The 18,661-nt window shown below is 35.3% G+C and carries 20 protein-coding genes; 10 read left to right on the plus strand and 10 right to left on the minus strand.

Translation table 11 applies throughout. The features are described from left to right. Positions 1 to 4: 4 nt before the first annotated feature. The 5 genes from msrA to ACEN2K_RS04485 form a co-directional block, all read right to left on the minus strand. Positions 5 to 637, minus strand: a complete 633-nt coding sequence (gene msrA, locus ACEN2K_RS04465) for a peptide-methionine (S)-S-oxide reductase MsrA (protein ID WP_441758119.1) — start codon at positions 635 to 637, stop codon at positions 5 to 7. Positions 638 to 769: 132 nt separating this feature from the next. Next, positions 770 to 1,738 (minus strand): arsenosugar biosynthesis arsenite methyltransferase ArsM, encoded by a 969-nt coding sequence (arsM, locus tag ACEN2K_RS04470; protein WP_441758120.1) that lies wholly within the window; start codon positions 1,736 to 1,738, stop codon positions 770 to 772. 24 nt (positions 1,739 to 1,762) lie between these two features. Beyond that, entirely contained in the window at positions 1,763 to 2,581 is an 819-nt protein-coding gene (locus ACEN2K_RS04475) for a purine-nucleoside phosphorylase (protein WP_441758121.1), read from the minus strand. 17 nt (positions 2,582 to 2,598) lie between these two features. After that, the gene (gene arsS, locus ACEN2K_RS04480) at positions 2,599 to 3,654 is read right to left on the minus strand and encodes an arsenosugar biosynthesis radical SAM (seleno)protein ArsS (protein WP_441758122.1); all 1,056 of its coding nucleotides are present in this window, start codon (positions 3,652 to 3,654) and stop codon (positions 2,599 to 2,601) included. A 26-nt stretch (positions 3,655 to 3,680) separates the two neighbouring features. After that, positions 3,681 to 4,016 carry an arsenosugar biosynthesis-associated peroxidase-like protein gene (locus tag ACEN2K_RS04485; RefSeq protein ID WP_441758123.1) on the minus strand — a complete coding sequence of 112 codons (336 nt, stop codon included), beginning with the start codon at positions 4,014 to 4,016 and terminating at the stop codon, positions 3,681 to 3,683. Between the two features lie 535 nt (positions 4,017 to 4,551). Between ACEN2K_RS04485 and ACEN2K_RS04490 the strand changes: the two genes are divergently transcribed. The 4 genes from ACEN2K_RS04490 (at position 4,552) to ACEN2K_RS04505 (ending at position 9,193) form a co-directional block, all read left to right on the plus strand. After that, entirely contained in the window at positions 4,552 to 5,715 is a 1,164-nt protein-coding gene (locus ACEN2K_RS04490; RefSeq protein WP_441758124.1) for a hypothetical protein, read from the plus strand. Positions 5,716 to 6,295: 580 nt separating this feature from the next. After that, a complete protein-coding gene (locus ACEN2K_RS04495; RefSeq protein WP_441758125.1) occupies positions 6,296 to 6,634 on the plus strand; it encodes a P-II family nitrogen regulator in 339 nt (112 codons plus the stop codon). A 32-nt stretch (positions 6,635 to 6,666) separates the two neighbouring features. Next, entirely contained in the window at positions 6,667 to 7,872 is a 1,206-nt protein-coding gene (locus ACEN2K_RS04500; protein WP_441758126.1) for an ammonium transporter, read from the plus strand. A 238-nt stretch (positions 7,873 to 8,110) separates the two neighbouring features. After that, positions 8,111 to 9,193, plus strand: coding sequence for a DUF3667 domain-containing protein (locus tag ACEN2K_RS04505; RefSeq protein WP_441758127.1), 1,083 nt, complete (start codon positions 8,111 to 8,113; stop codon positions 9,191 to 9,193). 40 nt (positions 9,194 to 9,233) lie between these two features. Here the strand turns inward: ACEN2K_RS04505 and ACEN2K_RS04510 are convergent, their stop codons facing one another. Next, complete coding sequence (locus ACEN2K_RS04510; RefSeq protein ID WP_441758128.1) at positions 9,234 to 9,587, minus strand: hypothetical protein; 354 nt, start codon at positions 9,585 to 9,587, stop codon at positions 9,234 to 9,236. A gap of 281 nt (positions 9,588 to 9,868) precedes the next feature. On the opposite strand from ACEN2K_RS04510, the gene ACEN2K_RS04515 reads away from it, so the two are divergent. After that, on the plus strand, positions 9,869 to 10,129 hold the full coding sequence (locus tag ACEN2K_RS04515) for a heavy-metal-associated domain-containing protein (protein ID WP_441758129.1): 261 nt from the start codon (positions 9,869 to 9,871) through the stop codon (positions 10,127 to 10,129). A 154-nt stretch (positions 10,130 to 10,283) separates the two neighbouring features. Here the strand turns inward: ACEN2K_RS04515 and ACEN2K_RS04520 are convergent, their stop codons facing one another. Then, the gene (locus ACEN2K_RS04520; RefSeq protein WP_441758130.1) at positions 10,284 to 11,102 is read right to left on the minus strand and encodes an SDR family oxidoreductase; all 819 of its coding nucleotides are present in this window, start codon (positions 11,100 to 11,102) and stop codon (positions 10,284 to 10,286) included. Positions 11,103 to 11,394: 292 nt separating this feature from the next. On the opposite strand from ACEN2K_RS04520, the gene ACEN2K_RS04525 reads away from it, so the two are divergent. From ACEN2K_RS04525 to ACEN2K_RS04545, 5 genes are all read left to right on the plus strand, one after another. Then, the gene (locus ACEN2K_RS04525) at positions 11,395 to 11,724 is read left to right on the plus strand and encodes an ArsR/SmtB family transcription factor (protein ID WP_441758131.1); all 330 of its coding nucleotides are present in this window, start codon (positions 11,395 to 11,397) and stop codon (positions 11,722 to 11,724) included. A gap of 18 nt (positions 11,725 to 11,742) precedes the next feature. Continuing rightward, positions 11,743 to 12,213 carry a DUF6428 family protein gene (locus ACEN2K_RS04530; protein ID WP_441758132.1) on the plus strand — a complete coding sequence of 157 codons (471 nt, stop codon included), beginning with the start codon at positions 11,743 to 11,745 and terminating at the stop codon, positions 12,211 to 12,213. A gap of 19 nt (positions 12,214 to 12,232) precedes the next feature. Further along, positions 12,233 to 12,865 (plus strand): arsenate-mycothiol transferase ArsC, encoded by a 633-nt coding sequence (locus ACEN2K_RS04535; RefSeq protein ID WP_441758133.1) that lies wholly within the window; start codon positions 12,233 to 12,235, stop codon positions 12,863 to 12,865. A 2-nt stretch (positions 12,866 to 12,867) separates the two neighbouring features. Then, the gene (gene arsB, locus ACEN2K_RS04540) at positions 12,868 to 13,938 is read left to right on the plus strand and encodes an ACR3 family arsenite efflux transporter (protein WP_441758134.1); all 1,071 of its coding nucleotides are present in this window, start codon (positions 12,868 to 12,870) and stop codon (positions 13,936 to 13,938) included. Positions 13,939 to 14,142: 204 nt separating this feature from the next. After that, positions 14,143 to 14,730 (plus strand): DUF4202 domain-containing protein, encoded by a 588-nt coding sequence (locus ACEN2K_RS04545; RefSeq protein ID WP_441758135.1) that lies wholly within the window; start codon positions 14,143 to 14,145, stop codon positions 14,728 to 14,730. 120 nt (positions 14,731 to 14,850) lie between these two features. Here ACEN2K_RS04545 and ACEN2K_RS04550 read toward each other — a convergent pair whose 3' ends face one another. The 3 genes from ACEN2K_RS04550 to rocF all read right to left on the minus strand — a co-directional run bounded on the left by ACEN2K_RS04550 (position 14,851) and on the right by rocF (position 18,655). Next, complete coding sequence (locus ACEN2K_RS04550; RefSeq protein WP_441758136.1) at positions 14,851 to 16,155, minus strand: M28 family peptidase; 1,305 nt, start codon at positions 16,153 to 16,155, stop codon at positions 14,851 to 14,853. Positions 16,156 to 16,493: 338 nt separating this feature from the next. After that, the gene (locus ACEN2K_RS04555) at positions 16,494 to 16,841 is read right to left on the minus strand and encodes a hypothetical protein (protein WP_441758137.1); all 348 of its coding nucleotides are present in this window, start codon (positions 16,839 to 16,841) and stop codon (positions 16,494 to 16,496) included. A gap of 851 nt (positions 16,842 to 17,692) precedes the next feature. Continuing rightward, positions 17,693 to 18,655 carry an arginase gene (rocF, locus tag ACEN2K_RS04560; protein WP_441758138.1) on the minus strand — a complete coding sequence of 321 codons (963 nt, stop codon included), beginning with the start codon at positions 18,653 to 18,655 and terminating at the stop codon, positions 17,693 to 17,695. Positions 18,656 to 18,661 lie beyond the last annotated feature (6 nt).

An 18,661-nucleotide genomic window follows, 5' to 3' on the forward strand; every position in this document is an offset into this window, starting at 1 on the left:
AATATTAAGATTTAGGTTTTAATTTTCCCTTATATGTTTTTTTAAACTTATTGTAGCGCGGAATAGAAACTGCCTTAACATAAGGCTGATTCGGATTATTTTTTACATAATCTTGGTGGTAGGCCTCCGCTTCATAAAAGTCAGCAACGGGTTTAACTTCCGTTACAATAGGATTAGCAAATACCTTATTAGCAGTTAGCTCCTTAATTTTATCTTCGATAATTTTCTTCTCAGTTGCATTTTTATAAAAAGCGATAGAACGGTACGAAGATCCTTTGTCCGGACCTTGCTGATTGGGTGTCGTAGGATCTTGAGAAGCAAAAAACACCTCAACTAACTCCTTAAACGAAACAACTTTTGGATCATAAAACACAGCCACTGCTTCTGCATGACCCGTTCTATTAGAGCCTACATATTCATAGGTAGGATTTTTTACATGCCCACCAGTATATCCTGATATGGCTTCGTCTACTCCTACTACTGCTTCAAAGACATGCTCACTGCACCAGAAACAACCTTCGGCAAAGACCGCCACGGCTTTTCCTTTTTTAGGTTCTAAAGACAATTTTTTTGTCTGTGCATTGCAACTCAAAATGGTAAACAATACAATTACATAACTTGCTAATTTAATTTTCATAATGGAAATGTTTTATACTAATATACGTTAGTTTGATCGTTATGGTTTTTAAACAAATCTTAAAACTTTGTTAGATTAACCTTATGCGTTTTAAGAGATTAAATAGGCTCATTATTGCATTACTTCGTCATATTAACAACAGCCACCACCATTATAGTGGAAGGTGCTTTCGCTGATAAAAATATCCTTCCTTTCAAGACTTGCCAATGCAGCGGCGGTTTTATCACAAACTGCCAAAGGTTGATTTTTCAATAAGAAATGCCCCTTCTGGTCATCAAAATGATCTTCTGTCCCATAATAGATGGCAGCTTTGCCTGTAAACACACAAGGACCATCGGCAGGCATTGGGTCTTTAATAGCACAGACTTCGATACTTTCAATAAAAACTAGCTCATCAGTTGGATAGTTTGCTGGATCTAAAATTCTATAGGGTCTGCGACCTCGAATTTCAATTGTTCCAAAACCAACATCAGTTAACGCTTTGATATATTCTTTAATGGGAATGCTTCCGCTTAAGCATAATGCTCTTAGGTGATCGTCATTCCGTAACGTATCATTCATCGGCTGTTCGCAGGTGGGATCACTCATTACCAGTCGTCCGTGTGGTTTTAAAACGCGATACATTTCCTGCAAGGCTTTCTTTAAATCCTCAGCCTTAAAAATATTAAAAAGACAGTTTTGTGCTGCTACATCAATACTTTCATCTGCAATGGGCAAATTGAGAGCATCTCCTTTTTTCAGTTCAACGAACTCGCTTTTAAACCAATCGTTTTGTTGCTCTGCAAGTAGGAAATTTTTACGAGAAGCTTCTAACATTTCGTCCACAACATCTACACCTATTACCCCTGACTTTTGTCTGGAAAAGTACGAGAACTGCAACAGCTCCATTCCTCCTCCTACACCCACATATAGTATTTTAGGGTTATTCACTAAGTCTTGAGCCGATATGGTACTTCCGCAACCATAGTTCATTTCTTGCATGATCATAGGAATTTCCAAACCAGGAAATTTCCATATAGGCGTTGTGGTACAGCAAAGTCCCACATCTGGTGTCAAGGCAGCATTTTTATATAAATCGTTGGTTGCGTCTAAGTAGCTCATAATTCAGTATATTATCTTTAAATATTAATCTAATCTTTGAATCAAAGTTTTGAAAAGTGTGATCATTCTGGGTTCAGCCATTCCGGCTATAGCAATTATTTCAGCAATATTTACTGGTTTTAAATCATCAGGATTACATTCATCTGTTAAAACAGAAACTGCAATTACGGGCAACTTTAAATGATTTGCCACAATTACCTCCGGTACAGTGCTCATTCCCACGGCATCAGCTCCAATTACTTTTAAATAACGATATTCAGCGCGGGTTTCTAATTGTGGGCCTACTACTGCGGCATAGATCCCTTTGTGCAACGTTATCCTATTTTCTTTGGCAATAGCCAACATTTTTCTATTTAAATCTTCATCATAGGGAGCACACATATCGGTAAATCTTTCACCAAAATCAGCTACATTTTTAAATGCCAAAGGAGACCCTCCTTGTAAATTGATGTGATCGTCTAGCAACATTAAATCGCCTTTTTTATAGTCTAAATTGATGGCACCTGCTGCATTCGAAATAAATAATTTAGTGATTCCTAGCGCTTTTAAAATTCGCACTGGAAAACTAATTTCCTGCAAACTATATCCCTCATACAAGTGGAAGCGTCCCTGCATTACGATCACTTTTTTATTTTCTAGGGTTCCAAAAAGTAGTTTACCTGAATGGAATTCAACTGTTGAAATAGGAAAGTTAGGAATGTCAGTATAATTAATTTCGGCTTCTATCGTAATACGATTTACTAATTGTCCTAATCCTGTGCCTAACACAATTCCAATTTCTGGTGCTAAAAAACCTTTCGATTTTAAAAAGTCAACTGTGCTATGTATTGTTTCTATATTCATATTTATAAAATTGTCTGTTATGCAACGGTTCCTTGACAACTGCTGCCAGCTCCTGCAGTACAACCGTAGCAATGTTGTGAAATTAAAATGGTTCTGTTTCTTAAACTTTCTTCATTAAACATCGAGATATGATTCTCCTTTGAAGCTACTTTCAAACCTAACATTTGATTGAAATCACAATCATAAAGCCATCCGTCATAACTCACCGAAATAGTATTGGTACACATCACATTAGGAACAGCGTTAGGATTAAAAGCTTCTACTAAAGAATACATATAATCTTCATAATTATCTGATGCTATTAAGTAATCTAAAAACCGACTTATAGGCAAGTTTGTAATTGCAAAAAGGGAATTAAATTCAATATTAAAATCTTCCTTTAGTGCTTTTTTAAAGTCTAATTCCAGTGCATTTTGGTCAGTTGGTAAAAAAGCACCTGAAGGGTTGTATACCAAGTCCAATTTCAAATTACTATTGGCTTGACCATAACCTACTTCATTTAACATTTGTAAAGCCTTTATCGATTTATCAAACACCCCATCGCCGCGCTGTTTGTCCGTTTTTTCTCTTTTATAGTAAGGCAGCGAAGAAATGACATGGATATTGTGTTTTGCAAAAAAAGCGGGTAAATCATGGTATTTTTTGTTAGCCAAAATAATCGTCAAGTTAGAACGTACAATAAAATCTTGAACACCTAATTTGGAAGCTTCTTCAACAAACCATCTAAAATTTGGATTCATTTCGGGCGCACCTCCAGTTAAATCTAACGTATGCACTCCAGTATTTTTTATGATTTCGATACACTGCTGCATCGTTTCAACAGTCATTATTTCTTTTCGATCAGGTCCTGCATCTACATGACAGTGGGCACAAACTTGATTGCACATATAGCCCATATTCAGTTGCAGAATTTCAATTTTTTTTGGCCGCAATGGGAATTGATTTGCTTCTTTAATCTTTTCATTAAAAGTAGGCAAACTGCCATCTTTAAAAATACCTGATGACAGAATTTCTAATTGCTTTTCCGTTTTAGATAGCGCACTTTTAATGGCGTGTAGTGATTTTAAAGTCATTGTCTTTTAGTTCTACTGTTTAGTACCTACATCGATAATTTATCATATTTATTCATCATTTGAACACTATGAACTAGTGTTGCCCCACCTCTTATCGCTGCTGCAACATGCACTGCTTCCATCATCTCTTCTTTAGAAATCCCTCTTTTTAATCCGTCACCAGTGTAGGCATCAATACAATAAGGACATTGCACGGTGTGAGAAACAGCCAAGGCAATTAATGACTTTTCACGTGCAGATAAGCTTCCTTCTTCAAAGACTTTACCGTAATACTCAAAGAATTTACTCCCAAGTTCTTCATTCCAGTCACTTATTTTTCCAAATTTTTTAAGATCAGCAGGATCATAATATGTTTTATCCATGTTTTATTGTTTTTAAAAAGATTGTTATCAAAAATACAATCTTGATTTGAAGATTACTATTTACACACAACTATTAACGCTTTATTTAAGGATAGTAATAAATTCCCTTTTGCTTAAAACTAAAAAATATCTAAAAATAGTTTCTATGTTACTCCTCCTTATAAGTGACGAAACAGATTCACTTTCCTGACAAGTACACTCCATTATATTATAAGTTATACATAAGAGTAGTACTTTGTAAAACAGAAATAAAAGCACAACGTATGAAGCTAATGTAATCCTAAAAAGAATTATTCCTTACATAATTTTAACTGTATGCGGTACGAAGACTATCAAGAATTGCTTTAAAATAGGGTCCTCCATATAATTTTGTACCTTTGCCCCATGCAGAAAAAAATTTCCAAACAATACCTAAAAAGAGAAAGCTTCCCTAGCCTTCCTATATTATGGTTCTTAACTAAAAAGCGTATTCCTTCTTAGAAATTATTTTTTTTTCGCAAATTATTTCATTTTTTTAATTCCCAAAAAACAGTAGATGTTTTCAAAAATCACTTTGATAATTGGCTTTGTGCTATTATCAACTGGAGCTATTTATGCCCAAGACAAGCCACAAGTAGAAATAGGTGGCGCTTTACGATTCAATTATAATTTATCTTCTTGGAAAGAAGGACAAAAGAAACGCGGTGGCGATTTTGGCTATGATGTGTTCCGGCTTAACGCCAAAGCAAAATACAAAGGCATCAAATTAAACGCTGAATACCGCCTGTACTCTGAAGGATTTGGAGGAGGCATGTTGAAACAAGGTTGGTTAACTTATGATTTTGATTCTAAAAACGAACTGCAAGTTGGACTTACTCAAGTTCCTTTTGGTAACACCACTTATAACTCCCATAACTGGTTTTTTAGTGTAAACTATTATATAGGTCTGGAAGATGATCATGATATGGGTGTAAAATTTACCCATACTGCCAAGAAATGGAATTATGCTATAGCCTTTTTTAAAAATGCAGAAGAAGTCGATTTTGGTAACAATTCTGATATTTCTAACAGTAGGTATTCTTACGATGTAGCTTCTATTGATCTGGATGGCGATGGAATCTTAGACCTGCGTAATAAAGAAGTGAATCAGGTAAATGGCCAACTTAATTATGTAATAGGAAATGACAGTATTAGTCACAAAATAGGCAGCTCTGTCCAGTATGGAGGACTTTATAATTTAGACACAGAAAAAATGGGGTCTCATTATGCTGTAGCCTTACAGTACCAGCTAAAATACAAACGCTTTGGAGTAAAAGCACAATTGTCGAAATATAAGAAATCTACAAGAGGTCCAGTATATGAAAACAAAGAAATAGTTGCCATGACGGCTTATGGGGCACCTTACCTTGTTGCTGCAGCCGGCAACAGCTATACTGTAGGAGTCCAATACACCCTTCCTGTACAATGGGGTCCCGTGTCATCATTACAGTTTTATAACGATTATGGTTATTTAGAAAAATTAAATGCTGATTTTGAAGATAGTGCAATGAACGTTACAGGAGTGTTAGTATCTGCTGGAAACGTGTATACCTACTTTGATGTAGCAGCCGGTAAAAACCAACCTTGGTTAGGTCCAGTATGGAAAACTGCTTTAGCAGATGGAACACCGAATGCCAATTGGGAAGTTCGTTTCAATATGAATATTGGGTATTATTTTTAAAACTTAAAATTCGTCACTATCAAAATATAGTACAATCTGTTTTTTAGCATTGCCGCTAAAATAGATAGCAGCCATAAAACATTTATAATAGCTAAACAGCCTTTAATCTAATGTAGATTGAAGGCTGTTTTTTTGTTTTTAAATCACAAACATCAAATTCATATATTTTTCAACATACAATTAACCCCATATAAAAAACAAGTAATTACCAAAAATAGCAACCATATTAAGATTTTACTATTAAATATATCAGTATAGAAAAATTTACCCCTTAAAAAAATAGAGGTATAACTAAAAATATATCGTTACGAATATTTCAAAATAGTTTAATAAAAAAATTGAATTGTTAAAATTTGCTATTGAATTTTGCTTATTGATAATTCTGCAACAAAAGCGTTAAAAAGACCATTTATTTTTTTTTGTCTTAAAGAAAAGTTAATAAATTCGTTTTCATCAAGGGTAAAAAAGCAACACTATTTATCAAATATTTGAAAGCCGTTTGACATTAAAAAGAAGCACTATTTAATGCTAAATCCATATAAAAAACCAAAATCAATTAATTACTAAAAATCATTAACTAATGAAAAAAATTGAAGCAATAATTAGAAAATCTAAATTTTCTGATGTAAAGAAGGCACTACATGAAGTAGGTATTAACTTTTTCACTTACTGGGACGTTACCGGTGTTGGAAATGAAAAAGAAGGCCACGTTTACAGAGGTATAACTTACAGCACAAGTGATATTCAAAGACGGTACATATCAATCGTGGTATCTGATCCATTTTTAGAAAAAACAGTTGATGCCATTTTAGAATCTGCCTATTCTGGACTAGTAGGAGATGGAAAAGTATTTGTTTCTGATATTCAAGAAACGTACAGAATCCGTACTAAAGAAAAAGGAAATGATGCTGTCAACTAACTAACCAAAAACTAACTAATAAATAAAATATTATGGATACAAATGCTGTATTAGACTTAATGTGGGTGGTAATCTGCGGAATACTAGTGTTTTTTATGCAAGCAGGATTTACACTTGTGGAAACAGGTTTTGCTAGATCAAAAAACACTGGAAATATAATTATGAAAAACCTTATGGATTTCTGTATAGGTAGCGTTGGTTTTTGGGCCATCGGTTATACTATTATGTATGGGGATTCTATTGGATCATTTATAGGCAATCCTACATTATTTTTTGATAGTGTAAAGGACATGCACAGTTTGTTTTTTCAAACCGTATTTGCAGCGACTGCCGCGACTATTGTTTCAGGAGCTATTGCTGAAAGAACAAAATTTTCGACTTATCTTATCTTTTCTCTAATGATGACCGTCTTTATTTATCCGATATCGGGTCACTGGGTATGGCAAGGTGATGGATGGTTGACCGAACTAGGTTTTATTGATTTTGCCGGATCTACTGTTGTGCACTCTGTAGGAGGTTGGGCCGCTTTAGTAGCCGCTATATTAGTAGGTCCCAGAATAGGGAAATATACTGATGGTATCTCAAACGCTATACCGGGACACAACCTGATGTTAGGCGCTTTAGGAGTTTTTATCCTTTGGTTAGGTTGGTTTGGATTTAATGCCGGTTCTCAATTAGCGATATCAGGAGATAGTGCGAATGCTGTTGCTGGAATTATTATTACTACTAATCTTGCGGGAGCGGCAGGCGCTTTGGCTGCCATGTTTGTGACTTGGGGTGTGTATGGAAAACCAGATATTTCGATGACTTTAAACGGTGTGTTAGCAGGTTTAGTTGGTGTAACTGCAGGTTGTGCTGTTGTTAGCCCAGTAGGCGCTGCATTAATCGGACTTATTTGTGGTACCGTAGTGGTATTTGCAATTGAATTCATCGATAAAAAATTGAAAGTGGATGATCCTGTAGGTGCTGTTTCTGTACACGGTGTTTGTGGTGCATTAGGTACAATTTTAGTAGGTGTCTTTGCCACTGATGGAGGATTACTTTACGGTGGGGGCTTCCATCAACTAGGTGTTCAGGCAATAGGTGTATTTGCTATTGGTGCGTGGGCAATCGTAACCTCATTTGTTGTTTTATTTATTCTTAAGAAAACAATGGGATTACGCGTAACTAAAGAAGAAGAAATTGATGGATTAGATATCCACGAACATGGAACTAACGTTTATAACGAACAAAACTAATAAGTATATAGTTTACTACTATTAATTTCAATTTGCTGTTTACTAAACTTAAATCTGCCTATTTATAGGCAGATTTTTTTTATGTAATAGTATCGTTGAACTTACTATTTTATTTGTTCCTACCATTAATCAAGCAATAGCAGCAGTTAATTAAAAACTAATTAACAATACGACTGTTAGGATAAGAACGAAACTTTGATAATTTTACTGTGAAATTAAACTTTGTACCCAAGTCCCCATGTCAAAAGAAAAGCTCAGAATAGACAAAACCTGTCTCAATTGTAACCATGTTGTGGAGCAGCGTTATTGCCCCCATTGCGGACAGGAAAATACAAAGACCAGTCCAACTTTTCATCATTTATTTATTCACTTTTTTGAAGATTTGACGCACTATGACAATGCCTTCTGGAGAACTATTTTTTATTTATTTTTTAAGCCTGCTGCCTTAACGAAAGCCTATGTCGAAGGTAAACGCCTCAGCTTCTTAGCACCTGTACGGCTCTATATTTTTATCAGTTTTATTACTTTTTTATTGATTTCGCTTTTTCCTAATCATCCCAATGAAAGAACTTTAATTGCTGCTGATAAAAAAGAACAACTAATTATTCCTACGATTGATTCCTTACATATCGAGGAAAAAGGGATGGATGGACTGACAAAAGTGGGAATACTATCTCAAGAAAACAATGACACAATAAAGAAGATAATTGTACAGACAAAAGATGTCGTAAATGCAAAAACAGCTGAAGCTGAAGTAACTAATTTTGGTTATAACTCCAGTAGCGAACTGGATTCCATTCAAAAACATGGTAGTACTCAAACAAAAGTTAGTGGCACCGAGTATTGGTTTTTAAAAAAATGGCTAAAGGTCAAAGATAAAAACACTAATGAAGAGATCATTAGTAAGTTTAGTGAGTCATTTTCTGGTAGTCTTCCTACCGTGCTTTTTATGTACATGCCTATATTCGCTTTTATTTTATGGCTTTTTCACGATAAAAAGAAATGGCTGTATTTTGATAATGGAATTTTTACGTTGCATTATTTCTCCTTCTTACTGCTTCTAATCCTCAGTTTGTTTTTTATTGAAAAGCTATTTCTATTTCTGGGAAATAATACCATCTTAGAATGGATTCATTTTATAATACGCACAGCGGGGATCTTCTGGATGACTTATTATTTCTTTCCCGCGCATCGGCGTTTATATGGAGAGCGGTTTACAGTATCCTTGTTCAAGAGCTTTGTGATTATTACACTTAACGTAGTAATAGTTACCATTCTTATGGTATTGTTTGCCTTCTATACCTTCATTAATATCCATTAAAAAAACGTCCCTGATTAGTTTTTCTAATCAGGGACGTTTTTTATATAACATCATCATTGTTTTCTTCTAAATCATTGTGATTATCGCCACCTATGCTATAATGATTGTTTTCTTCATCTTCACTCCCAACTTGTTCTTGGGCGTCATCTAATTCTGAACCTGGAATATCTAAATCCGCAGCAGACATATCCCCTTCTGGATTTATTTCATTAAAATCATTGCGATTATTTACATCAATAGGGATTTTCTTTTTTGTGATATCATCTGGGTTAATATCACTCTCCTTTTTTAATTGATTGTAAATATCTTCGCTTGGTGGATAAAGCAAAGATTCAGGTAATTTATCTTCTTTATTTTGTCCTTCACTATTGGATTTCTTATCTTTATTTTCCATATTTAAGTATATTATAGTTACTGAATTTTATACCTACTAAGTTACTGATTTTAAATTGTAATTAACCATTTGTTTTTGAATCAAAACCTGGTGTGCGCTAATTTTGAAAAACATAAACAATTGACTTCCATACCCTAAAAATAAATATATTTTTCTATTTCACTGCCTTCACCTTCATATATTATAACATATAAACAGCAGAGTATAAAAAATAGCAGTAGGCTTAAGACTAACTTTATACTAGGTTAAAAACGCAATTAATTAATATAAAAAACAAACATATGAGCTTGATCGACGATAATGTAATTCCAGGAAACCACGGTAAAATTTTTGGAACAAATGCCCAAGAAGAGGCTGACTTAAACGCTATTAAAGAAAGCATTTTAGAGCTAGACGGTATCACTAATGTAATCATCAACAACACTATTTTTCCAAGAGAATTTACAGTTCATACTGATAAATTGGTTTCAATTGAAGCTATTGAAAAGAAAGTGATCGAAGCTGGTTTTCATGCAATTCCTAAAAGTGCATTCCAGCTATAAAAGCAACGTGTAACTAACACTAATCCCGTTAGTTATCTGAATTTAGATTTCAGTAGCTAACGGGATTTTTTTTTACCTTTTATCAATAAAACATTCTAAAAGATAAGTTTGAATGTACAACAAGAATACTTGACTAATGACACAAATTCTTCACTTAACCATTTGTCGTAAACCCTGGATAACAGGTCATTCCTCCGTCTACAAAAATGGTCGTTCCATTGATGTATTCTGATTCATCAGAAGCTAGCCAAACGGCAGTATTTCCTATGTCTTCTGGCACTCCAATTCTTTTGTAAGGAATTAATTTATTCAATTCCGTCAAAGCTTCTGGTGTTTCCCAAGCTGCCTTATTAATTGGAGTTCTAATAGCACCCGGAGCAATACTGTTGCATCGTATTTTTTGAGGCGCATATTCTTGACAAATACTTTCCATTAACATGACAATAGCACCTTTAGAAGCAGCGTAGTTAGCGTGACCTGCCCACGGAATTATTTGGTGTACAGAGCTCATCTGAATAATTTTACCTAGCGATTTAGAGACATCAGGCCGCATTCCTCTTCGCATAAATTCCTTTATCGCTTCTCTAGCACATAAAAACTGTCCGGTTAGGTTAACATCTATAACTAATTGCCAATCTTTAAGCGTCATTTCATGCAAAGGGGCATCCCGTTGTAAACCAGCGTTAGGGACACAGATATCTACAGTTCCATAATGACTTATGGTTTTCTTAAACATGTTCAGCACTTCATTTTCTTTACTAACGTCACATTTAACGGCTATGGCGTCACCACACTGTTTATCCATAGCAATTTTATGCGCTATCTCTTCTGCTCTTTCAGGATGGGAATTATAATTAACAATAACATTAGCGCCATCTCTTCCCATAGCCATTGCTACTGCTTCTCCTATACCTGAACTAGCTCCAGTTACGATGCAGGTTTGTCCTGCCAGTCTATTATTTGTTTTTTGCATAGTACTTGTCTTTAAATTTAATATATCAAATCTTATCGCATGTTGTGATAGCGTTAATAAGAAATACGAACAGCCCTTTCCTAAAAAGCCCAAGAAGTAATATAAATAACACTCTTACCTTCTATTACTCTTTGATCACTTCTATAAAAATACAACTATAAGACAAAACAGCTATTTTTTTAATATTTTATTAGGATTTCCGTTACGCATCTACACCGTCTGTGCACTTCTTTGGTTTTTATCTTGCTTGTTACATTAGTTTATCGTAATATTGCAATATAAATATATCACAATGGGAATTACAAAAACCGAACATTTTACAGAAGAGCAAAATGAATTGGCCATTTTAGCCAAAGCGATTGGCCATCCAGCGCGTATTGCTATCATTCAACATTTGATCAAAGTGAATAGCTGTGTATGTGGTGATATCGTAAATGAGCTTCCATTGGCACAGCCTACCGTGTCTCAACATTTAAAAGAATTAAAAAATGCGGGACTTATCAAAGGGAATTTTGAAGGAAACGCCATCTGTTATTGCCTTAACGAAGAAGGATTTGAAAAAATAAAAGGCTTTTTCGAAAGCATCAATTCCTATTTAGAAAATAAAAATCAATGTTGCTAATTTTTAAAATTTAGAATTATGAAATTATCTGAAATTAAAAACCATTTAAATACACTAGACAACGTAACTTTTGTATTACCAAATGGGACCTACGTTCCAGAACATTTTCACGTTACTGAAGTGGGTTTAATCACCAAAAACTTTATTGATTGTGGTGGAAAAGTGAGAAAAGAAACTGTAGTCAACTTCCAATTGTGGGATGCCAATGACTTTGAGCATCGCTTAAAACCAAAAAAATTATTGGATATTATTGAACTATCAAAGAAAGTCCTAGGTATCGGAGATTTTGAAATTGAAGTCGAATACCAGGCCGGAACTATAGGAAAATATGATTTGGGTTTCAATGGTAAAGATTTCACTTTGTTAAACAAACTTACTGCCTGTCTCGCTGAAGATCAATGTGGGATTCCGCAGGAAAAACAAAAAGTAAAATTATCAGAGATTCCAGTTCAAAACAATAGTTGTACGCCAGGAGGCGGATGTTGCTAATCTAAATGTATTGTATAAAATGATGCCATCAAAAACACAAATTTTTCCTGCTATCGAAAAGGAAATAGTATCCCTTCATCCAGAAAATATTACTTCAGAGCGTAAAGCTATTTTACAACCGCTTATTGATTATATCCAAATAAAAGTAAGCAATCAAGACGAAATTAGACTGAATTTCATCTGCACACACAATTCTAGAAGAAGCCATTTATCTCAGGTTTGGGCACAAACGGCAGCCTCTTATTTCAATTTCAGCAATGTATTTTGTTATTCTGGAGGTACTGAAGCTACTGCTTTATTCCCTATGGCGGCACAGACATTAGTTAAATCTGGATTTAAAGTAAAAACACTTTGTGAGGGACCAAATCCCGTGTACAGCATAAAATATACTGATAACGAACATCCTATTATTGGTTTTTCTAAAACCTATGACGATGATTTCAATCCACAGGCTGAATTTGCCGCTATACTAACTTGTTCTAGCGCAGATAATGGTTGTCCTTTCATTGCCGGTGCCGAAAAGAGAATTCCGATTACTTTTGAAGATCCCAAAGCTTTTGACAATACGCCTGAACAAGCAGAAAAATACCACGAAAGAAGCATGCAAATTGCTACTGAATTATTTTATGTATTCTCACAAATTAAAAAATAAGTATGTCAGCAAATAATTGTGCTCCTGCAGCAGAAAGAAAAAAATTAGGCTTCCTAGATAGTTATTTAACACTTTGGATTTTCCTAGCGATGGCACTCGGTGTTGCTATAGGTTACTTTATCCCATCAAGCGGTGATTTTATCAACTCCTTTTCTACGGGAACAACTAATATTCCGCTCGCTATTGGGTTAATCTTAATGATGTATCCACCACTTGCTAAGGTAAAATACGAGCAAATGGGCCAGGTATTTAAAAACACAAAAGTTTTGGGCGCTTCGCTATTCTTGAACTGGATAATAGGTCCTATCTTAATGTTCTTTCTAGCGCTTATTTTCTTAAACGGCTACCCTGAGTACATGATAGGTGTTATCCTTATTGGACTAGCGCGTTGCATTGCGATGGTGGTGGTTTGGAATGACCTTGCCGATGGTGATAGAGAGTATGCTGCGGGATTAATCGCTTTAAACAGTATTTTCCAAGTGTTACTGTATAGCGTATATGCTTACATTTTTATTACGATACTTCCTCCCTATTTTGGTTATAGTGGTTTTGAAGTCAACATTAGCATTGGTCAAATTGCTGAGAGCGTGGGTATTTATTTAGGGATTCCCTTTGCTTTAGGAATCATTAGTAGGTATGCATTGATTAGCTTAAAAGGAGAAGATTGGTTCCAAAATAAATACGTGCCTTTTATCTCACCGATCACCTTGATTGCTTTGCTTTTTACAATCGTAATCATGTTCAGTTTAAAAGGAGAATTGATTGTTCAAATCCCGATGGATGTAGTTCGTATCGCAATTCCGTTAGTGATTTACTTTACCATTATGTTTGTCATTAGTTTTTTTACTGGGAAATATTTTGGTGCTGATTACTCAAAAAGTACCGCAATTGCCTTTACCGCTACAGGAAACAATTTCGAATTAGCGATTGCTGTTGCGATTGGTGTTTTTGGAATCAACAGCGGCCAAGCATTTGCTGGTGTCATTGGTCCTTTGGTCGAAGTTCCTGCGTTGATAGCTTTGGTAAATGTTGCTTTCTGGTTTCGTAGAAAATACTACACAATACCCTCGTAGGTTTATAAGTCTTAAACAAGATCATTACAAATATAGAAACCGTCTGGTGCCATATTAAATTCACAATTTAATAGGACAACAGACGGTTTTTCTATAAACAAGCACTTTTTTCAACAATAAGCTAGCCCTCCTTAATTACGGATTCCTATTCCTGCCAAGTAGTTTTTAGAATAATCCCGTATCTTTACTGCTATATCTTACTACATGACAACAACAGCCTTTACTAAAGCCAGCGAACAAATAGATGCTAAAAACGCACAAGATCCTAATAGCGAACTAGCTCAATCAATACGTTATCCTAAAGAACTACTGTATTCTAATAGAATGTACGCCCGTTTAATGGCATTTGCACCTAACGCTTCTGAAGCGGTACAAATCGCTTCCAAAGCGCAGCATATTTGTCGATGGGAGATAGCGCGCGAAAGCTATTCCATGGATCGGGTGGGTTATTTAAAATGGCGCGAAGAACTGAAAAAATTTCATGCTAAAACCACAGCAGCTATTTTAGAAGAAGTGGGTTATGATGCAGCATTTATTGCGCGGGTTTGTTTTCTAATCGAGAAAAAATTGCTCAAAAAAGATGAGGAAACCCAACTACTCGAAGACGTTATCTGTTTAGTGTTTCTAGAATTTTATTTTGAGGCCTTTGTACAAAAGCACGACAAAGAAAAAATGAAAAACATCATCTTAAAAACGTGGAATAAAATGTCCGAAAAAGGCCATCAAGAAGCGTTAAAAATTAATTACAGCGACAGCAGTCTACAGTTGATAAAAGAATCACTAGGGTTATAATAAAAGGAAAAACCATTTAGAAGTTAAGATTAGTGATTGGCAACACTTCTTATTCTTAATTTCTAAATGGTCTCTAATTACTATAGCGGTCAAACTCCTTATCCTACAATTAAAATTTTCTTATTTCAGCTTCGCTGTATCTACTCTTGTTGGCGTGTCTTTTCCACTGATGATGGTCGACGAACTAATTGCAATCGCTTTAATGATTTCGGTCATGTTATTCATATCTAACGTTCCTATTTCGTCGCTGGCTTTATGATAATTCGGTTCACTATCCATTTTTGAAGTCGAAATGGTATGTGCCGGAACTCCTAACCTTGCCAAAGTAGCGTTATCAGATCTATAGAATAATTGCTGCTCTGTGTAGGGATCAGCATAAAACTTAAATGGCGATCCTTCTAGATTTTTTTGAAGGATAGCTCCCATATTTGATTTTTCAAATCCAGTAATGTACGCCGAGTTTTTTCCCCATTTTGATTCAGTTCCTATCATTTCAAGATTGAACATCGCCATCACTTGCGCTGGGTCAAGTTGTTTAGAAAAATATTTCGAACCATAACCACCTAATTCTTCGGCCACAAAAGCAGTGAAGATTATAGAGCGCTCGTTGTTATTCATTTTCTTGAAATATTCTGCAAGTAAAATCACAGCCGTAGTTCCTGCAGCATCATCATTAGCTCCATTGTAAATAGAATCAGTGGCATCGTGTGGTGCTCCTTCTCCTGGCGAACCTACACCAAGATGATCATAATGTCCTGAAAAAATCACATATTCATTCGGTTTGCTTTTCCCTTTCAAAACCCCAACCACATTATTCAGTTTTTTTGTAGTAACCGTATTTGTAGCTTTTATCGAGTAATGCGTCGCTTCAGTTGGTCCAAAAACAAACACTACCGTGTTTTTCCCTGGATTAGCAGCCATTTGATTCATGTGTTGGATATTCGGAAGTATTTTCCTGAAAGATTCATCTACCAGTACTAACAGGTTTTTATCGCTTTGGTAGTATTCGTAGAACTTTGGTCCAAAAGAATCTCCAGCTCTTATATTCACCACTGCAATCGGACTGTCCTCTGTAAACGAAACTTCAGGTTGGTAGGAAAACGCAATCATAGAAGCCGCATCAATTGTCTTACCGTCAATTTGTACTTCTAAACTTTTGCGTACCGCCTCAGTCATTGCAAATTCCTGCTTGTAATCTTTGGCACCATTTAAGGTTTGTAAGCCTATTTTCTTGAATTGTGATTCAATATAGCCAGATGCTTTATCAATACCCGGAGTAAAAGCCCTACGCCCTTGCATATCATCTGCAGCAAGTACCGTTTCTACCTCAGTTACTTTCTTAACAGTAATAATTTTATCAATGGACTGCGCTTGCGCCATCAATCCTGAACAAAGGATAAGACCACTTAAAACAATTCTTTTCATAGTTCTAATTTTAAATAATAATCAATTAAATAGTAAGAGTGTCATTTTAATAATCTGTTACAGAAAAACACAAAAATAAATCCAAAACTTAGAGGAATAACAAACTGGCCTTTTTTATTGAGCAGCAGAAACATTCTCGGTTTTCAAGAACCTTCCCTCCTGCTGTTCGCTATATCTCTGCGCTGCGCTTCGAGGATGCCGCTACCATCAGGGCTAGGAAATAGGATTAATTTTCATAAAACAGTTGACTCAAAATTGTTATCATTTACGACGTAATCCTACAAGAATAGTGCAGCAATAAAGCAAAAACAGTCTGTATTAAAAACTATATTGAATCATTAATTCAAATAACCAACAAGAAAATTCAGTAATTGATAGCCTGCTAACCCGGTAATGATACCTGCAGCTATCCAAAATAGCCTTTGCTTTTTATTCGCTTTTACAATTGACTCATCAATTAAATTGCCGTTTTCCAACAGTCTAAGTTCGATTTCGTGTTTGTCAAATTGTTGGTATTTTGATTCTAATGTCAGATTACGAGAGCCCAATTGAACAGCATGTTTGATTCCAGAAAAAGAAAACTTACTAGAAATCTTTTCTCCATTTAGTAAAACACTTTCCATTCCAAAATTAGAGTTGAAGTATTCTATTTTATTATGGTCAATGTTGAATTCAGCGTATTTCATTGTGGGTTAAGTTAATTAGTTATTTGTAGTACTGTAGCTAATATAGTACTTTATTTTAAATGAATCATCTTACAATAGTATCATTTCCCCTTGTGATTAAAGTTGGTTAATACTCACAACAAGAAGCAGCTAAAAAATATTCTCATGCACAATTACATCAATTACCTACTCTTACTTATGAAAATAGGACAAAACGTTTGCAACGCGGCTCAATAATACTTAGAGGTAACGGTACCATTTTTTAATATAAAAAAACATTTGTTTTTTCGTCATCGCTACAACTACTATCCAGTTGAACGATTTGTCCAAATAAATTTCAGCCTCATCAAAAATTATCCGCTTTGCAAACGCAACGATTTATCTGTCAATTCACGTAGGCACTCGTCGCAAACGAAAACCAGAAAAAGGGGACGAACGAGCTTCAATAGGGTAGATAGGTTTAATAAATTACAGTCTAAACTTATTCCAAACACAGCAGTTGATCTATGAAAACTTTTAACAAATCATCTAGTAATCCACTCAATTTCAAAGATAAATAATTGACACCGATAATCTTAACGAGAAACCACATTCACACTATTTAATCCCCAAGTTCCCTAGCCCCGGTAGTAGTGGAAACCCCATGCAGCTAGAAAACCACTTTTACTGCAGCTGACAGAGCGACCGCAGGAAGCTCCTGCCAGCGCTTAGTAAAAGGGTATTATAGCAAATGGGTTGTAACGAATAACGGGTAGTAGCTCTATAAAAAGAAAACCTTAATTAATTAGCAGCTGGCTCTTTTTATCACAAAGAAAAACCCCAACAGCTATTACTAGATATTGGGGTTATGTATTTGTATTAAAGAATGCGTATTAAGCAATCCACAAATCTATGGTTTCAGTAATTTTTTCTAAAACTTCAAAAGCGGTTTCGGCCATTTTATTTCCTTTGGTATCTAATAAAGGATTTACCTCTACCACCTCTAAACAAACCACTTTTTTAGAAGCAACGATTTGATCGATGATGGCAATGACTTCATTTTGGTCAAAACCTTTGGGTACTGGCGTACCGGTTCCATACGAAATCATGTCACAATCCATAGAGTCCACATCAAAAGAAATGTAGATTAAATCACAATTTGATAACTTTGATAAAGCCTCGGCAACACATGTTTGAAGTCCTCTATAACGAACCTCATCGACCTTGTAATTCCTGATTTGTAATTTGTCAATTTGTTTATTTTCGGCGTCTTCTGTATCGCGAACACCAAAATAAATTAGGTTTTCGGGCTTGATTTTTTGTCCGGCCACACCTATGTTTTTCATGTTCTCCCAATGCTGTACAGTTTCGGGAGTGATATCATTGATTTTACAGTCTAGATTATCATCAGCCAGCGCTGCAGACAAAGGCATTCCGTGAATATTTCCAGATGGAGAAGTATACGGAGAATGCAGGTCGGCATGTGCATCGATCCACACCACGCCTAAACGTTTTGTGGGATAAACGGCTTTGATGCCACTAATGGTTCCCAGTGCTGAGGAGTGATCCCCTGATAGAACAATGGGAAAATAATTAGCCTCTAAATTATGCTTTACGGCATAACTCACCCGAGTGCATTGTTCTACGACATGCTCAATTCTTTTGGCAAAAGTATTGCGGTTTTTATCGTAAATACTTTCATTGTGTGTTTTCACATCTTCAAACGGGAAGCGGTTAAAATAATCACTATTTTGGTTGATAGCAGCAATTTCAATCGCATCAATTCCCATATCAGAGCCACGTGTTCCTGCTCCTATATCAGATCTGTTTTTAATTAATTTTATTGCTCTTTCCATATTATT

The organism is Flavobacterium sp. W21_SRS_FM3 (genome assembly GCF_052113625.1).
Classification (GTDB): Bacteria; Bacteroidota; Bacteroidia; order Flavobacteriales; family Flavobacteriaceae; genus Flavobacterium.

Coding starts and splice junctions, on each gene's coding strand:
- msrA (WP_441758119.1), bottom strand. CDS start 637: ATGAAAATTAAATTAGCAAGTTATGTAATTGTATTGTTTACCATTTTG.
- arsM (WP_441758120.1), bottom strand. CDS start 1,738: ATGAGCTACTTAGACGCAACCAACGATTTATATAAAAATGCTGCCTTG.
- ACEN2K_RS04475 (WP_441758121.1), bottom strand. CDS start 2,581: ATGAATATAGAAACAATACATAGCACAGTTGACTTTTTAAAATCGAAA.
- arsS (WP_441758122.1), bottom strand. CDS start 3,654: ATGACTTTAAAATCACTACACGCCATTAAAAGTGCGCTATCTAAAACG.
- ACEN2K_RS04485 (WP_441758123.1), bottom strand. CDS start 4,016: ATGGATAAAACATATTATGATCCTGCTGATCTTAAAAAATTTGGAAAA.
- ACEN2K_RS04490 (WP_441758124.1), top strand. CDS start 4,552: ATGTTTTCAAAAATCACTTTGATAATTGGCTTTGTGCTATTATCAACT.
- ACEN2K_RS04495 (WP_441758125.1), top strand. CDS start 6,296: ATGAAAAAAATTGAAGCAATAATTAGAAAATCTAAATTTTCTGATGTA.
- ACEN2K_RS04500 (WP_441758126.1), top strand. CDS start 6,667: ATGGATACAAATGCTGTATTAGACTTAATGTGGGTGGTAATCTGCGGA.
- ACEN2K_RS04505 (WP_441758127.1), top strand. CDS start 8,111: ATGTCAAAAGAAAAGCTCAGAATAGACAAAACCTGTCTCAATTGTAAC.
- ACEN2K_RS04510 (WP_441758128.1), bottom strand. CDS start 9,587: ATGGAAAATAAAGATAAGAAATCCAATAGTGAAGGACAAAATAAAGAA.
- ACEN2K_RS04515 (WP_441758129.1), top strand. CDS start 9,869: ATGAGCTTGATCGACGATAATGTAATTCCAGGAAACCACGGTAAAATT.
- ACEN2K_RS04520 (WP_441758130.1), bottom strand. CDS start 11,102: ATGCAAAAAACAAATAATAGACTGGCAGGACAAACCTGCATCGTAACT.
- ACEN2K_RS04525 (WP_441758131.1), top strand. CDS start 11,395: ATGGGAATTACAAAAACCGAACATTTTACAGAAGAGCAAAATGAATTG.
- ACEN2K_RS04530 (WP_441758132.1), top strand. CDS start 11,743: ATGAAATTATCTGAAATTAAAAACCATTTAAATACACTAGACAACGTA.
- ACEN2K_RS04535 (WP_441758133.1), top strand. CDS start 12,233: ATGATGCCATCAAAAACACAAATTTTTCCTGCTATCGAAAAGGAAATA.
- arsB (WP_441758134.1), top strand. CDS start 12,868: ATGTCAGCAAATAATTGTGCTCCTGCAGCAGAAAGAAAAAAATTAGGC.
- ACEN2K_RS04545 (WP_441758135.1), top strand. CDS start 14,143: ATGACAACAACAGCCTTTACTAAAGCCAGCGAACAAATAGATGCTAAA.
- ACEN2K_RS04550 (WP_441758136.1), bottom strand. CDS start 16,155: ATGAAAAGAATTGTTTTAAGTGGTCTTATCCTTTGTTCAGGATTGATG.
- ACEN2K_RS04555 (WP_441758137.1), bottom strand. CDS start 16,841: ATGAAATACGCTGAATTCAACATTGACCATAATAAAATAGAATACTTC.
- rocF (WP_441758138.1), bottom strand. CDS start 18,655: ATGGAAAGAGCAATAAAATTAATTAAAAACAGATCTGATATAGGAGCA.